Here is a 16,176-nt window from a genome sequence, read left to right as displayed (position 1 = left end):
CGTGACCAGCGCCGCCCCGACCCCGTCGCCCACCGCCGTACGCCACGGTGCGGACGGCGCGCTCGCCCGGATCGCCCTCCTCGACATCGCCTTCCTCAACTGGCGCGACCCGTGGCACCCGGAGGCCGGCGGCGCCGAGGCGTACGCGCACGAGATCGCCCGCCGCTTCTCGGCGGCCGGCGCGCACCTCACCTTCGTCTCCGCCCGCTACCCCGGCGCGCCCGCCCGCGAGTACCGCGACGGCCTGCGGATCGTGCGCGCCGGCGGCACCTTCGGTGTGTACGCGGCGACCGCGGCGCACCTGCTGCGCAACCGGCACGCGTACGACGCCGTCGTCGACTTCCAGAACGGCATCCCGTTCTTCTCCCCGCTCTTCACCCCGCGCTGGACCGCCGACGTGTGCGTCATCCACCACGTGCACCAGGACCAGTTCGACCTGCGCTTCCACTGGCCGCTGAACACACTCGGCCGGCTCCTGGAGAAGCAGGTCAGCCGGCGCGTCTACCGGGGCCGGCCGATCGTCGTGGTCTCCCCCTCCACCCGGGAGGGCGCGCGCCGCGCCCTCGGCTTCGGCAACCCGCTGCACATCGTGCCCAACGGACGGCCCGCCGGAGCTCCCGCGGAGCCGGCCGGGGCGCGCAGCACCACGCCCGCGCTCACCGTCGTGAGCCGTCTCATGCCGCAGAAGCGGGTGGACCTGCTGCTGCGGGCGCTGCCCGCGCTGCTGCGCCGGTTCCCGGCGCTGCGGCTCGACCTGTGCGGCGACGGTCCCGAACTGCCCGCGCTGCGCGAGCTCGCGACCGCACTCGGCGTGGCGTCCGCCGTGGTCTTCCACGGGCATGTGAGCGACGCGCGGCGCGCGGAGCTGTTCCACCGGGCGTGGCTGACCGTGGTGCCCTCGGTCGCGGAGGGCTGGGGCCTGACCGTGATCGAGGCGAACGCGGTCGGCACCCCCGCCCTCGCCTACGACGTGCCCGGCCTGCGCGACGCGATCCAGCCCGGTGTCAACGGGCGGCTGCTCGACCCGTCGGCCGACCTCGCGGACGGCGTGGCCGCCGCGCTCGCCGAACTCGCCGACCCGGCCGCCCGCGAGCTCACGGCGGCCCGCTGCCGCGCCTGGGCCGAGGCGTTCTCCTGGGACGCCAGCGCGGAACGGCTCGCCGAGGTGGTCCTGGAGGAGCTCCGCCGGGTGCACCGGCACCGCCGCTCCCGCCGGGGCGCCAACGACCTCGCCGTCCTGGGCCGGTTCACCGCCCCCGACGCCGAGGCCACGGAACGGGTGGCCGCCGAGGCCCTGCGCCAGACCGACACGTGGACCCGCGAGGGCGACGCCTTCCAGGTGCTGCTCCACGGCTGCGACGAGGTCCAGGCCCTCGCCGCCCTCGCCCGCCTCGGGGTCCACGACGCGGCCGTCTCCCTGGCCGGCGCCCGGGACGTCCTGGTGGGCGGGCCGTCCCGGCGCCTCACGGAGCGGGGCGGGCGGGGGACCCCGCAAGCGGGGAGGGACCCGGGACCGCCGGGGCCGTACCGGGCCGCGGCACCGCAGACGGGCCGCCGGCCGACGGCGGCACCCGCCACGGACCGGGGTGCGACAACCGAACCCGCCACCGGCCGGGGCCCGGAGGCGGAGTCCGCCACGGACCGGAGCCCGGCCCCGAAGCCCGGCATCCTCCCGAACGCCGCGCCCGGCGGGAGCCGGAGCCCGGCCGGGCCGCCCGCCGATGGGGCCCGCCCGGCCCCCGCATCCGGGTCCCGGCCGCTCTCCCCGGAGGGCCGGTCATGACCGCCGAGCCGCTCGCCCGTCGCGCCGCCGTCCTGCCGGACGAGGTCACGGCGGTGCACGGGGCGCGGTGGATCGCTACGGGTGCGGTGCTGGTCGGCGTTCTCAACTACGGGTACGCGCTGGCACTCACCCGCCTCCTCGACGTCGGCGCGTACGCGGTGTTCGCGGCCGGGCAGGGGCTGGTGGTGTGCGCGGCGGCGGTCGCCGTGGTGACCGTGCCGTGGATGCTGGCGCAGGCGCTGGCGCGGGCGCGGTCGGAGGCCGAGCGGGGCGAGGCGGTGCGGTTCGCGATCGTCACCGGTGTCGCGGGCGGGCTGGTCGCCGCGCTCGCGGTCGGCGGCGTCGCCGCCCGGTTCGCCGGTGCGAGCACCACACTCGTCATCGCCGCCTCGACCTTCCTCATCTATGTGACCCGGGTCAGCGCAGGCTGGCTGCAGGGCACCGAACGGCTGCGCACGCTCGGTCTGGTGACCACGGCCGAGGCGGTCCTGAAGCTGGTGGTGGGGCTCCTCCTCGTCGCCGTGCTCGACCTCGGACCGACCGGCGCGCTGGCGGCCTTCGGCATCGCCGTGCTGCCGTACGTCTTCTTCCGGCCGCGCCGCTTCCACGGCGGACGCACGGGCAGTCCCTGGCTGTCCGCCACGGCCGACCGCGCGCTGTGGCGGCGGGCCGTCGGGGTCGCCTCGCTGCAGGGCGTGGTGGCGATGATGGCGGCCGTCGACGTGATCCTCGTGGCCGTGCTGCCCACCGACCGGGCGGCGGCCGCGAGTTACCAGGCCGCCGTGATGATCGGCCGGGTCCCGCTCTTCCTCGCGGGCGCCGTCTCCATCGCCTTCCTGCCCGCGCTGTCCCGGCGCCGCGCCGGCACCCCGCTCGCCGGCGACGCGCTGCGCATGTACCTGACGGTGGCCGTGCCGCTGACCGCCGTGGCCGCCACCGTGCCGCAGGCCGTCCTGGACCGGGTCTTCCCCGCCGGGTACGCCCAGGTCGGCACGCTCCTCGCGCTGACGGCCGTCGCGGGTCTCGCGCTCGGCGCGCTCGCCCTGCTCGTGACGTTCTGCCAGGCGGTCAACGACTACGCCTGCCTGGGACCGCTGCTGGCCGGACTGGTGCTCTACGTGACGGGGCTCGCGGCCGGCTGGGCGGCGGCGGGCGTCCTCGGGACGGCGGTCGGCGGCCTGTGCGGCACCCTGGCGGCCCTGCTGCTGCTCGCCGCGCGCCACGCCCGGCGCCACGGCTTCGGCGCCCCACGCGCGCGGCCGGGGCTGGGCGTCCGGCCCCTGTGGTTCCTGGCCGTGGCGGGCGGCCTGGTGGCGCTGCGGCCGCTGCCGGTGGCGTGGCTGTGCGCCGCCGTCGTGGTCGCCGGGGCGGCGCTGTGGAGGTTCTTCGGCCGCCGCAGCGAACCGACGGGCGACGCCCCGCTGCCGGAGCCGGACCCCGCGCCCGTCCCCGTACGCCCCCTCCCCCCACCACCGGACGAGCGGCGCTGTGTACGTCTTCTCGTGGACGCGGTGTGGCGCGGGCGGCCCGGGCCCGCCACGGACGCCGAGCTGCTCGGCGCGCTCGCCGTGGCCCGGCGCAACCAGGTCGAGGGCGTCCTCGCCCGCGCGTACCCGGAGCGGCTGGCCGCGACCCGGGCCGAGGTGGCGGCGGCGACCGGGCTGTTCCGGCGCAATCTGACCGAGTCGACCGCCCGGCTGCGGGCCGCCGGCATCCCCGCCGTGCTCATCAAGGCGGATCTGTCGGGCGACTACGTGTACGGCAACTTCGACCTGGTGGTGCCCACCGGGCGCTGGCGGCAGGCGCAGCGGGCCCTCACGGGCTGGTACGTGCGCCGCGAGTCGTACTGGCTGGAGCGCTCCACCAAGGTGCTGCTCGATCCGGTGAGCGGGCCGGCGGCCCATCTGCACACCGCCGTCTCGTGGTTCGGGGTCCCGGTGGTGCCGACCGACCGGCTGTTCGCCCGCGCCCGCCCGGCCCCCTCGGCCGGTCCCCCGGACGGCGACGGGCCGGCCGCCTGGCTGGTGCCGTGTCCTGCCGACCGGCTGCGGATCTGGCTGGCCCACGCCCTCTTCCAGAATCTGACGCTCGATCTGTCCGAACTGCTCGCACTGCGCGAGCTGCTGAGCCCCGCCGTGGTCGCCGAGGCCCGCCGTGAGGCGGCCCGGGAGGGCTGGGCGGCCGGCGGCGACCGGGCGCTCGCGACCGCGCTGGCCGCGATGGAGCGGCTCGACCGCGGCGAGCCGGTGCCCCTTCCGCTGCCGCTGCCGGTGGGCACCTCGCTGCGGGTCGGCGCGGAGCACTCGGGGCATCTGCTCGGCCGGGGGCGGGTGCGGACCGCGGCCCGTGAGGCCTCGCTGCGGGTGCCGCTCGTGGTCGCCAAGCGCGTACGGAGGCGGGAGCCATGACCAGGTTGCTGAACGGCGCTCCCCCGGACTCCGGCCGGGAGGCCGGGCCGCGGCCCCCGCTGCTCGTCGCGGTGTCCGGCCCCGACCACACGGGGAAGTCGTCCCTGGTGCGGGCGCTGGCCGGGCTGCTGCGGCAGCGGGGCTTCGCGGTGGCGACCGTCCACTGCTACGGGTGTGTGCTCTGCCGCTGGTTCCCGGTTCCCCCGGGGGTGAGGGAGGAGGAGCCGGGCGGGACGGGGGCGGGCGGGTGGGCCCGGCGGACCGCGTGTCCCGAGCGCCGGGGATCGTGGTTCCGCCGTGCCCACGCGTACCTCGACGCGGGCGAGCTCGACCTGCGGATCGCACTGGCCCGCCGGGCGGTCTCGGCGGTGGCGCGGGGCCGCCCGGTGGTCGTGCTGACCGACCGCGGCCCGCTGGACGGGCTGGTGAAGTTCGGTCTGCCGCCGGACCGGGGCGCCACCCGGCGCTTCGCCAGGACCGCCGAGGGCTACGACCTGACGCTGCTGCCGGACACCTTGCCGGACACCCTCGCCGAGCGCGGCTGGGAGCATCGCACCGGCTCCCCCGCCGCCTGGTGGGCGCGGCACCGCGGCTGGGCGGCGCGGCTGCCCCGGGTGGTCCGGATCGACGGAGAGAGCCCCCCGGCGGAGGTCGCGGGCGAGGCGCTGGAGCAGGTGCTCGGCGCGGTGCGGCCGACGCCGCGGCCGACCGGTCCGCGGCGGCGCGAGCGGGTCGTGGTGTCCGTCTACGACGACGCGGAGAACTCCGACTACCGGGGCGGCGGCGCGCTGGTGGTGGAGAAGCTGGCCCGGCGGCTCGCCGAGCACTACGAGGTCACCGTGGTGACGGCCGGCCGGTCCGGCGGCAGCGTGTGGCGGCACGGCATCCGTCATGTGCGCCTCCCGGTGTGCCGGGCCGGGCCGCGCGCCGGTCAGCTGCTGTTCCTCGGGCTGCTGCCGTTCGTGGCGCGTCGGCTCCCGCACGACGTGTGGCTGGAGTCCTTCACCCCGCCGTTCTCGACGAGCTTCCTGCCGCTGGTGTCCCGGGCGCCGGTGGTCGGGATCGACCAGGGGCGCAGTGCGGAGGCCCTGTGGCGCCGCTACCACCTGCCGTTCTTCGTGGTGGAGCGGATCGGGATGCGCTGCTACCGGCACATCGTGGTGCTCAACGAGGCGGACGCCTCGGCGGTGCGGCGGCTCAGCCCGCGCGCCGACGTGCAGGTGATCGCCAACGGGGTGGAGCAGCGTCAGCTCGACGACGCCCGGCTCGGCAGCGGCGACTCGATCCTCTTCCTGGGGCGGATCGACATCTGGACCAAGGGGATCGACCTGCTGCTCGACGCGTACGAGACGGCCCGGCCGCCGATGGAGCTGGTGCTCGCGGGCGCCGGCACCCCGGCCGAGGAGCGCAGGCTCCGGCAGCTGCTCTCGGGGCGGGGCCTCGGGGTGCGGGTGGTGGGGTACGCCGACGAGGAGCTGAAGCGGCGGCTGCTGCGGGACAGCGCGTTCCTGGTGCTGCCCTCGCGGCACGAGACCTTCGGTCTGGTCGCCCTGGAGGGGATGTCGTACGGGAAGCCGGTGCTGCACTTCGACCTGCCGGCGCTGCGCTGGATGCGCGGCGGCGGGGACGTGGCGGTGGCGCCGTTCGACACGGCGGCGTTCGGGGAGCGGATGCGGGCGCTGGCGACGGATCCGGCGCTGCGCTGCCGGCTGGGGCGACAGGCCGGGCTCGCCGCGCAGCACTACACCTGGGACGAGATGACGGGCCGCTATCTGGCGCTGACCCGGCGGCTCGTGGAAGGCCCCGCCGGGGCGCGGCGGCCGCGGAAGGATCGGAGAGTGCCATGGCAGACCGGCCCCTGACCCCGCCGACCGCGGCGCCCGCATCGCCTGTGGAGACGGCTCCCTCCGCGGCGCCGTCCGCGCTGGCCGCCCTGACCGCGCTGGCCGGGACCGGTGAGGTCCTCGTGCTCTCGCCGCACCCCGACGACGCCGTGCTGTCCTGCGGGGCGCTGCTGCGCCGGCTCGCCGACCGGACGGCGGTGACGGTGATGACCGTGTTCACGGAGGCCGCGCCCCCGCCGTACACGCTGTCGGCCCGCCGGTTCCTGCGGCAGACCGACGCGGTGGACGCCGAGGAGCTGTACGCGGCGCGGCGCGCCGAGGACGCGGCGGTGCTGGGGCGGCTCGGCGTGACACGTTTCCACGCGGGCTTCGTGGACGGGCTGTTCCGCCGGGACGCGGAGCCGGCGACGTGGCGCCGGCGGGCGGCCCGGCTGGTGCCCGAGATCGGGCATGTGTACCCGACCTACCGGCTGCACCTGGCGCGCGGCCGGGTCGCACCGCGGGACGCGGAGACGCTGCGCCGGGTCACGGACACGGTGCGGGAGCTGCTCGCGCCGGGGCAGGGCGTGCTGCTCGCGCCGCTGGGCGTGGGCGGTCACGCGGACCATGTCCTGGTGCGCACGGCCGCCGTGCTGAGCGGCCTTCCGGCCGTGTTCTACAGCGATTTCCCGTACAACCTGCGGGCGGCTCCCGATCCGGCGTTCACCGGTCCGCTCGCCGCCACGGAGTTGCCCTTCACGCGCGGGCTCGACGCCAAGGCGGAGCTGGTGCGGGGCTATCGGACGCAGGTCGGGGCGCTGTTCCCGGACGGGACGGTGCCGCGCGTCCCCGAGGTCTATCTGGTTCCCGCCGGGGTGGTGGGGGACGCCCCGGACCGTCCGTCGGGAGGTGCGTCATGACCCTCTCCGGTGCCTCCGCCGCCCGCGCGGCCGACCGTGCGCAGGAACCGCCCGAGCCGCCCGGGCCGCCCGTCGGTGCACCGCGCCGCCGGCTGCGCCCGGTGCCGACCGCCGTGTACGCCCTGGGGGTGGCGGTCCTGACGGTGGTGCTGCGCCTGGTGAACGTGAGCCGGGCCGGCGACGTCTTCGTGGACGAGGTGATCTACCAGGAGCTGGGGCGCGGCGCCGCACGGGGCGGCTTCCCCGGCACCTCCGAGGGCCTGTTCTTCCTGCATCCGCCCGGCTTCTTCTATCTGGAGGCCGGCTGGATGAAGCTGGTCGGCACCCATCAGGACGTGCTCGCCGAGGTGCACTCGCTACGGGTGCTGAACGCGCTGCTCGCCGGGGTGACGGCGGCGCTCCTGGTGGCGCTGGTGGCGCGGGTCCGCTCGCGCCCGGCGGGCCTGGTCGCCGGACTCCTCTTCGCCCTGGACCAGTTCTGCATCCGGCAGAACGACCGGGTGCTCCTGGAGACGGAGACGATGGTGTGGGTGCTCGCGGGTGTCCTGGTGCTCGTACCGCTGTGCCGGGCCGATCCGCCGCCGCGGGCCCGCGCCCGTGTCCGTGCCCGGGCGCTGCTCGGCGGGCTGCTGCTCGGCCTCGCGGTCCTGACGAAGGACCACTCGGCGCTGATCACGGTGCTTCCGCTGCTCGCGGCGCTCGCCCTGGGCTGGGGCATGCCGCGCCGGCTGACCGCGACGGCACTCGCCGCCTCGGTCGTCCCGTACGGCGTCTATGTGGCGCTCGTGGCGGGTTTCGGGCACGGCGCGGAGTTCTGGGACGAGAAGACGCACGGCCTGCGCCGGCTGCTCGGGATCGTGCAGGAGACCGGGTTCAACGCGCCGGGCACGCCCTCGCTCCCGGGCCGGCTGGCCGCCGAGCTCCCCGGCTACGCCACCACGTATCTGCTGCTGCTCCTGACCCCGGTGGCGCTGGTCCTGCTGCTGCGCCGACGCGAGCCGGTGTACCGCCTCCTGGTGCTGTTCCACGCCTCGGCGATCCTCACCCTGGCGTACGCGCTCGGCATCGGCACCCTGGAGGAGCAGGCGCTGTACCTGCTGTTCGTGCCGAACCTGGTGGCGCTCTCGGTGACCGTGCCGGTGCCGCGCGGCCGGCCCGCGCTGCGGGCCACGGTGGTCGCGGGCCTGGTCGCGGTGCTCGCGGTGCCGGCCACGGTGTACGCGCGGGAGCGCGGCACGCCCGACGACGGCTTCGTGAGGCTGGACGCCTATCTGCGCACGCACGTGCCGCCCGGCAGCGGCATCGTCACGGTCGACGGCGCCCGTACCCGGGGCGTCAGCTACTGGACCTTCGAGGACACCTACCGGCTCGGGAACTGGGTCTCGCCCGGTGAACGGGCCGTGCACCAGGCCCGGTACGCGATCGTCCCGTGGAAGGTGATCGACCAGGGCTACGGCCGGTCCACACCCGCCGAGGTGCGACAGCTGACGCGGGACGCCCGGCTGCTGTTCGCCGTCGACGGCCACACCTACGGCACGCTCGCGCTGTACGAGCTGCCGCCGCCGGGGCCGGTGCCGGGCGGCCCGCGATGAGCACGACCCCGCGCCGCCCGCGCGTCCTGCTCCTGACCAGCAGCCCGCTGGACGGGGCGGACGGGGCCGACGTGCGGCTCGCCTCGGACGTGCTCGGGGCGCTGCCCGACGTGGAGTTCACCTGGTTCGCCCAGTGGCCGCACCGGCGCGGCCGGCCCCCGCCGGCCGCGCACGGCGGGCACCCGGTGCGGATCCTGTCCCGGGACGGTGTGCCGCATGTGCCCGAGCGGGCGCAGTCGGCGCTCGCCGGGGCGGTGCACGCGCGGCGCTGCGACCTGGTGCACGCCTTCCTGACGATCGGCCGGACCTTCCCGGCGTTCTCGTGGCTGCGGCCGCTGCTGCTCGGGGCCCGGCCGGTGGTGCACACGGTGCCGGGTGTGATGGACCCGCGGCTGCTTCCCCGTACCCGGCCGCTCGGCACCACGGTCGCCCTGTCGGAGTCGATGGCGCGGCGGCTGCGGGCCGCGGACTTCGGGGACGTACGGGTGATCCCGCCGATGATCCCGCTGGAGCACTGGCCGTCCCGGCCCCGGCCGGCCGGGCTGCCGCTGGTGCTGTTCGCGGGGCATCACGACCCGGACGGCGGCGCGGAGGTCGCCGTGGACGCGGCGGCGGAGGCGGCCCGGGCGGGCGCCGTGTTCCGGCTGGTGCTCGCGATGCGCGGGCGGCCCGGGCAGGACCGGCACGCCCTGGAGGAGGCGCTGCGCGAGCGGGCCGGGGCGGCGGGGCTGCGGGACGTCGAGGTGCGGGGCTATGTGGACGACATGGCGGGCCTGATCGCGGCGGCGCACGTGCTGCTGTTCCCGCCGGAGTCGATCGGCGGGAAGGCGGACATCCCGCTGACGGTGCTGCAGGCGCTGGCCACCGGGCGGCCGGCGATCCTCAGCGACCTGCCGCAGTTCGCCGACTTCGGCAACGCGGTGCTGCGCGCGCCGGCGGGCGACGCCCGGCGGACCGGTCAGCAGCTGGTGTGGCTGCTCGACCAGCCGCGGTCCTGGGACGTGCTCGCCGAGCGGGGCCGGGCGGCGGTGGAGGAGCACTTCGGTCCCGAGCGGTTCGCCGCGCACTACGCGGCGCTGTACCGGGAGCTGCTGTCGTGACCCGGGCGCACGGGTCCCGGGTACGGCGGCCCGTGCTGCTCGGCCTGGCCTCGGCGGTGGTGTTGTTCTCGTTGGTGGCGGCTGCGTTCGGCACCCTGCGCCGCGACGGGCCGCCGCCCGGACCGCACCTGTTCGGGACACTCCAGACGGCACCGGAGCGGGCGGCCGAGGAGTACGCGCAGGGGCTGCGGGTCGCGCATCTGCAGGTGGACTGGAGCCGGTTCGAGCCGGAGCGCGGGGTGTACGACGACGCGTACGCGCGGGAGGTACGAGGCCGGTTGCGGGCCTTCCTGGACGCGGGTCTCAAGGTGGAGGCGGGGCTCGGGCTCAACCACCCGCCGCGGTGGCTGGCGAGCGCCCATCCGGAGTCGGTGTGGGTGAACCAGTTCGGCGAGCGCAGCACGGCCGTCCCCAATGTGGTGTTCAGCGACCCGGTGCGCGGCGAGGTCGCCGCGTACGTGGCGCGGGTGCGGGAGCGGATCGGGCTCGACCGGGTGTGGACGGTCCGGCTCGGGATCGACGAGAACGGCGAGTTCGCGTATCCGCGGGCGCTGTCGGGCGGGCGGGACACCGGCGAGTTCTGGGCCTACGACCGGCACGCCCAGGCGGCGAGCCCGTATCCCGGCTGGCGGCCCGGGGAGCGCACGTACCGGGGAGCGCCCTTCACCGAGGACCAGGTGGCCCGCTGGTACGACTGGTATCTGAACTCCCTCGCCGACGCGGTGAACTGGGAGATCGAGTTGCTCGCCGGGCTTGGGCACCACGGGCGGGTGAAGGTCCTCGTGCCGGGGGCGGGTTTCTATCCGTCCGACTACGCGGCGGCGGTCGCCGCGCGTCTGGACGGCACCCGGGCGATCGGACTGGTCGGCCGGGGCGTCGGCTTCTTCCGTACCCTCGGGCTGCTCGACCACGGCGAGCAGGTCCGCGTCGTGACCACGGCCCTGGTCGACGGCACCGGCCGGCCCTCGGACAACGGCTGCCGGCCGGACGATCCGAGCCGGGTGGGGACGGCCTCCGACGCGACGCTGCGGGCCTGGTCGTCGACCCGCTATGTGGTGGCGGTGGCGCGCGCCGAGGGCTTCGGGCGGATCGACGGGGAGAGCGCCGGCCAGCAGGTGGCGGCGTACGGGCCGGAGGTGATGGCGGCGGCGTTCCACCAGTTCGACTCGTGCCGGCTCGGCGATCTGATGTGGGCCTTCGACCGCAGTCTGTACGACGGCACGCCGGGTTCGTCGCTCGCGGACTACGCGGCGATGGTCAGGCAGCGGGCCGCTCGGCGGTGAGGAGCAGGATGCCGGTGTCGCCGTACTCGGGCAGGGTGCGGTCCTTGGCGAGCCGGGAGATCCGCAGGGCGGTGGTGCGCGGGGTGAACACGGCGCGCAGCGCGGTCTCGTCGACCGGGCAGGCGGGCCACACGGGACCGCCGCCGATGCGGTAGCTGGGCATGCGTTCCATGAACGCGGCGACCAGGCGGCCGCCGGGGCGGACGGCGCGGACGAAGGTGTCGCACAGGACGGTGAACTCGGCGCGGTCCTCCGTGACGCTCTCGGCGACGAAGTTCATGGAGGCGGCGTCGTACCGCCCTTCGGGGAGACCGGCGGCGTCGCCGGGCAGCACGTGGACGCGGGTCAGGGCCTCGGCGAGGGTGGCGGGCAGGGCGGGGTCGAGGGCGCGCGCGAGGGCGTAGAAGGACTGCCAGCTGTCCTCCGGGCCGTGGGTCAGCTGGCGCCGGAGGTAGTCGAGGCTCGCGGCGCCGGGTTCGAGGGCGTCGATGCGGCGGCTGGCGCCGGCGGCGAGCATCAGCGGGTAGAGGTTCGGTCCGGCGCCGAGTTCGAGGGTGCGGGCGAGGGCGCCGGGCTCGAACTGCCGGTAGAAGACGGAGTGGTGGTGGATGACGCCCCGGTCGCAGGGGTGCACCTGTCGGTAGTTCTCGGCCAGGTAGGCGGCGACGGGCCAGGCGTCCCAGTCCGCGTCCCGGTTCCGGCGTACGGCGGCGGTGCCGCGGCCGGTCACCGGGGCTCCGGGGGCCGGCCGGCCGGGACGGCGCCGGGGCCGGTGGGGACCTGCCGCTGGAGCGCGAAGCGCCGCGACACCGCGGTGAGGGTGTCGTTGAGCTGCTCGATCTCCTCGTCGGTGTTGGCGGCGGTGATCTGGAGCCGGAAGCCGACCCGGTCGCGCGGTACGAGCGGATAGCTGGCGAGGGTGACGTAGATGCCGCGTTCCCAGAGAAAGCCGGCGACGGCCTCCAGGTCGGCGGCGTCGCCGAGCGGGATCTCCACGATGGGCAGCCCGTCGGTGTTGGGGGTGGCGATGCCGAGGCCGCGGACGTGGTCGAGGACCCGGGCGGTCTTGCGGTGCAGATCGGCCCGGATCGCGTCGCCGCGCCGCTCGTTGACGTCCAGGCCCGCCAGGGCGGTGGCGAGCGAGGCGGTCGGGGACGGCCCGGAGTAGAGGTAGGGGGCGGCGGCCACCTTGAGGTGGTCCTTGAGGCGGGGCGGCACGGCGAGGAAGGCGAGCAGCGAGGAGTACGCCTTGGAGAAGCCGCCGACGAGGACGAGGCCGTCGTAGCTCTCGCCGAGGTGCCGGACCAGGCTGTTGCCGCGCGAGCCGTAGGGGCTGGTCTCGCCGGGGCCGCGTTCGCCGATGACGCCGAAGCCGTGCGCGTCGTCCACGTACAGCAGGGCGCCGTGGCGGCGGCAGATCCGGGCGACTCCGCTCAGGTCGGGGAAGTTGCCGGTCATGCTGTTGACGCCGTCCATGCAGACGAGCCGGGTGGCTCCGGCGGGTGTCTCGCGCAGCAGGGTGTCGAGCTCCCACGGCCGGTCGGAGCGGAAGCGGTGCAGCCGGGCGCCCTGGGCGCGGGCGACGACGCAGCCGTCGTAGATGGTGCGGTGGGCGGTGGCCTCGACGAAGACCTCGCCGCCGGCGGCGAGCAGCGGGATGACCGACTGGTGGATGAGGGTGATGGTCGGCAGGAGCAGGGTGTCGGGGGCGCCGAGGAGGGCGGTGAGGCGTTCCTCGATGCGCGGGTAGAGGCGGGGGCTGCCGATCAGCCGCGACCAGCTGGGGTGGGTGCCCCAGGTGCGGACCTGTGGGTCGATGGCGTCCATGATCTCGGGGTCGAGGTCGAAGCCGAGGTAGTTGCAGGAGGCGAAGTCGACCAGCCAGTGGTCGCCGACCCGCAGCCGGCGTCCGTCGACGGCGTCGATGACGGCGTCGCACATGGGGCTGGTGCGCTTGAGCCGTTCCAGGTCGCGCCAGCGCAGGTCGAGCCGGGCGGCCCGGGAGGCGGCGTCCTGCCCGGCCGCGGCGGTGCTCGTGCCCTCTCCGGTACGGGACTCCCGGGCCGCCCGCGCGGCCCGCACCGTGCGGGCGATGCGGGTGGGCCGGGCGGGGGCGCGGTGCAGGAAGGTCTCGGCCTGGTGGGCGGTCATGGGCCGGGCGAAGAGGAAGCCCTGGCCGTAACGGCAGCCCATGTCGGCGAGCAGGGCGCGCTGGTCCTCGTTCTCGATGCCCTCGGCGACGACCTGGAGGCCGAGGACCTCGGCGATGCGGACGATGCCCTCGACGAGGGCGACCTGCTGCCGGTCCGTGGTGATGTCGTCGATGAAGGACTTGTCGACCTTGAGCAGGTCGATGGGGAACTCGCGCAGATAGCTGAGCGAGGAGAAGCCGGTGCCGAAGTCGTCGATGGCGATGGACACTCCGAGGTCCTTCAGGGCCCGCATGGTGGTGCCGATCTGCTCGTCGCCGCGCATCAGCACCGACTCGGTGAGCTCCAGGACCAGCGAGCCGGGAGCGAGACCGGAGGAGCGCAGGGTGCGCCGTACGACGTCGAGCAGGCCGGGGTCGCGGAACTGGCGGGCGGAGACGTTGACGCTGGCGCGCAGCGGCGGGGTGCGGGGGTGGTCGCGCTGCCAGCGGGAGATCTCGCGGGCGGCGTGGTCGAGCACCCAGGCGCCGAGCGGCATGATGTGGCCGCTCTCCTCGGCGAGGGTGATGAACTGGTCGGGCGGGACCATGCCGCGGCGGGCGTGCGGCCAGCGGATCAGTGCCTCGAAGCCGGCCAGGGTGGCGTCGTCGACCTGCACGATGGGCTGGTAGCGCAGCGCGAAGGCGTGGTCGGCGATGGCGGTGTCCATGCCGGCCTGGAGTTCGTGACGGGCGACCAGCCGCGAGTGCAGCTCGGGCCGGAAGCGCCGCCACCGCTTCTTGCCGGCGGCCTTCGCCGCGTACAGCGCGAGGTCGGCGTGGCCGAGGAGTTCCTCGGCGTGCGCGCTGTCGAGGACGGTCGCGACGCCGACGCTGGTGGAGACGGACACGGCGCCGTCGGTGAGGTGGAAGGGCTGGCTGAGGGTGTGCACGATCTCGGCGGCGAGCGCCTCGGCGTCGCCGGGGTCGTGGGCGCCCTCGATGAGCACGGCGAACTCGTCTCCGCCGAGCCGGGCGGCGGTGTCGGTGAGGCGCAGCACGGCGGTGAGCCGGCGGGCGACGGCGACCAGGAGTTCGTCGCCGACGGAGTGGCCCATGGTGTCGTTGACGACCTTGAAGTCGTCGAGGTCGACGAAGAGCATGCAGGTGAGGGTGGATTCGCGGCGGCCGCGCAGCAGGGCGCGCTCGATGCGTTCGAGCAGCAGCACCCGGTTGGGCAGTCCGGTGAGCGAGTCGTGGAAGGCGCGGTGGGTGAGCTCGCGCTCCAGTTTGCGCTGTTCGGTGACGTCCCGGAGGGTCAGCACCAGGCCGTGGACGGTCTGCTCGGCGCGCAGGTTGCTGCACCGGACCTCGACCTCCAGGTCGGCGGCGCCGCCGTGCAGCAGCTTCCAGTCGTCGCGGGCGTCCAGATGGCCGCGGGAGCGCACGCCGGCGAGGATCCGCAGGGCGCCGGCGGCGTCGCCGGGGGCGAGGAGTTCGACGAGCGGGGTGCCGGGCAGCAGGGAACGGCCGAACATGTTCTCCGCGGACGGGCTGGCGTAGCGGACGGTGTCGTCGTCGTCGACGATCAGGATGACGTCCGAGGTGTTGTGCACCAGGGTGCGGAAGTAGGCCTCGCTGGTCCGCCGGCTGACCTCCTCGCTCAGTCCGAAGCGTTCCAGGGCGAGTGCGGCCTGCGAGGCGAGGGACTGGGCGGGTCCGGCGATCTCGATCAGCTTCTTCTCGGTGCCGGCCAGCAGCAGCGCGCCGAGCAGCGGTTCGCCGGCGGCCGGGGCCTGGAGGGCGAGCGGGCACAGCAGGGCGTGGGTCTCGGGGGCGACGGCGCCGGCGAGGGCGGGGGCGAGGCGTTCGGCCGGCAGCAGCCGGCTGCCCTCGGCGAGGAGATCCGGCCAGGGCGGGCCGTCGGGTGCGGCGAGTTCCGCGGTCTGGACGTTCCAGGGGCACCGGCCGGTGGGCACGGCGGCGAGCCGGCCGCGCCGGTCGCGGGCGAGCAGCATGGTGTGGTGCGGGGTGGCGGGCCCGAAGAGGGTGGTGGTGGCGGTCTCGACGGCGGCGGCGACCTCGCGCGGGCTGAGCGCCGCGACCAGGGAGGCCGAGGCGATCCGGAGGCTGCGCTCGCGGGCCTCGGCCCTGCGGTGGTCGGCCATCATGCCCCACAGCCGGACGAGGACGAGCAGGAACATCAGCGCGGAGAAGATCGCGATGACGCCGGTGTCCCGGTCCGGGTCGCTGCGCAGTGACTGGAAGAGCAGCAGTCCGGGGGCGATGAGGGAGGCGAGGGCGAGCAGCGCCAGGCGCCGTTGCGCGATCCCGGCGGTGGGTTCGGGCGCGAGGTCGGTCAGGCCGGTCATCGAGGGGTGCAGGGCGGCCAGGCCCCAGGCGGTGAAGAAGACCACCCAGCCGAGGTCCCAGGGGGTGCCGACCTGCCAGGTGCCGTTCATCTGCTGCACGCCGTAGACGACGTCGGAGAAGAGGATGCCGCAGGTGCCGAGGGTGAGCAGCTGCACACTGCGGGACCGCAGGCCGCCGGGGACCAGCAGCCGGGCGAGCATGGCGAGCATCAGGACGTCGCCGAGCGGATAGGCGATGGAGATCGCGCGCTCGATCCACGACATGTCGGGGGAGGTGGCGAGCGGGGTGATCAGGTTGACCCAGGACAGCAGGGCGAGGCCGGAGGTCAGGATCAGCGCGTCGAGGGCGACGGCGAGGTCGCGGCCGGCGGCGCGGCGCCGGATGAAGCCGTAGAGCCCGAGCGCGAAGAGCGGGTAGGTGGCGAGGTAGAAGGCGTCGGCCACGGAGGGGAAGGGCCGGTCCTGGTGGAAGAAGTCCTCCAGGACGTTGTAGGCGGTGTCGCCGCAGACGAAGGTGAGGTTGGCGGCGGCGAGCACCAGCCAGGGCCAGCGGCGGGCGGGCCGGTGCAGATGGACGCCGGTGAGGATGGCGGCGACGCCGCTGAGTCCGATGAGGGCCCACAGCGCGGTGTGCCAGGACGGGATCTGCAGATAGGCGACGGTCACGCCGGCGACGAAGAGGACGTACAGCACGGTCCAGCGGCGCAGTGGCGCGGACGGCTGTCGCAGCGGCATGGCGGACGCCCCGATCCGACGGGAGGTCGTGT

The 16,176-nt window shown here is 75.5% G+C and carries 9 protein-coding genes; 7 read left to right on the top strand and 2 right to left on the bottom strand.

Annotated features, from left to right (window positions below):
• Position 1 precedes the first annotated feature (1 nt).
• From AB0M18_RS08680 to AB0M18_RS08650, 7 genes are read left to right on the top strand one after another with little or no spacing between them, the layout of a single operon-like run.
• Entirely contained in the window at positions 2–1,783 is a 1,782-nt protein-coding gene (locus AB0M18_RS08680) for a glycosyltransferase (RefSeq protein WP_365756083.1), read from the top strand.
• Complete coding sequence (locus tag AB0M18_RS08675; RefSeq protein ID WP_365756082.1) at positions 1,780–4,191, top strand: hypothetical protein; 2,412 nt, start codon at positions 1,780–1,782, stop codon at positions 4,189–4,191. Before AB0M18_RS08680 ends, AB0M18_RS08675 begins: the two co-directional genes overlap by 4 nt.
• On the top strand, positions 4,188–6,053 hold the full coding sequence (locus AB0M18_RS08670; RefSeq protein ID WP_365756081.1) for a glycosyltransferase: 1,866 nt from the start codon (positions 4,188–4,190) through the stop codon (positions 6,051–6,053). Before AB0M18_RS08675 ends, AB0M18_RS08670 begins: the two co-directional genes overlap by 4 nt.
• A complete protein-coding gene (locus AB0M18_RS08665) occupies positions 6,035–6,934 on the top strand; it encodes a PIG-L family deacetylase (protein WP_365756080.1) in 900 nt (299 codons plus the stop codon). Before AB0M18_RS08670 ends, AB0M18_RS08665 begins: the two co-directional genes overlap by 19 nt.
• On the top strand, positions 6,931–8,526 hold the full coding sequence (locus AB0M18_RS08660) for a phospholipid carrier-dependent glycosyltransferase (protein ID WP_365756079.1): 1,596 nt from the start codon (positions 6,931–6,933) through the stop codon (positions 8,524–8,526). The genes AB0M18_RS08665 and AB0M18_RS08660 overlap by 4 nt, the downstream gene beginning before the upstream one ends.
• Complete coding sequence (locus AB0M18_RS08655) at positions 8,523–9,626, top strand: glycosyltransferase family 4 protein (RefSeq protein WP_365756078.1); 1,104 nt, start codon at positions 8,523–8,525, stop codon at positions 9,624–9,626. The genes AB0M18_RS08660 and AB0M18_RS08655 overlap by 4 nt, the downstream gene beginning before the upstream one ends.
• A complete protein-coding gene (locus AB0M18_RS08650; protein WP_365756077.1) occupies positions 9,623–10,909 on the top strand; it encodes a beta-galactosidase in 1,287 nt (428 codons plus the stop codon). Before AB0M18_RS08655 ends, AB0M18_RS08650 begins: the two co-directional genes overlap by 4 nt.
• Here the strand turns inward: AB0M18_RS08650 and AB0M18_RS08645 are convergent.
• Complete coding sequence (locus AB0M18_RS08645) at positions 10,884–11,639, bottom strand: class I SAM-dependent methyltransferase (protein ID WP_365756076.1); 756 nt, start codon at positions 11,637–11,639, stop codon at positions 10,884–10,886. The two genes, AB0M18_RS08650 and AB0M18_RS08645, sit on opposite strands and share 26 nt — an antisense overlap.
• The gene (locus tag AB0M18_RS08640; RefSeq protein WP_365756075.1) at positions 11,636–16,144 is read right to left on the bottom strand and encodes an aminotransferase class I/II-fold pyridoxal phosphate-dependent enzyme; all 4,509 of its coding nucleotides are present in this window, start codon (positions 16,142–16,144) and stop codon (positions 11,636–11,638) included. The genes AB0M18_RS08645 and AB0M18_RS08640 overlap by 4 nt, the downstream gene beginning before the upstream one ends.
• Positions 16,145–16,176: the final 32 nt, after the last annotated feature.

The organism is Streptomyces sp. NPDC051909, assembly GCF_040681095.1.
Taxonomy (GTDB): domain Bacteria; phylum Actinomycetota; class Actinomycetes; order Streptomycetales; family Streptomycetaceae; genus Streptomyces.
This window is presented reverse-complemented; position numbering and strand designations above follow the sequence as displayed.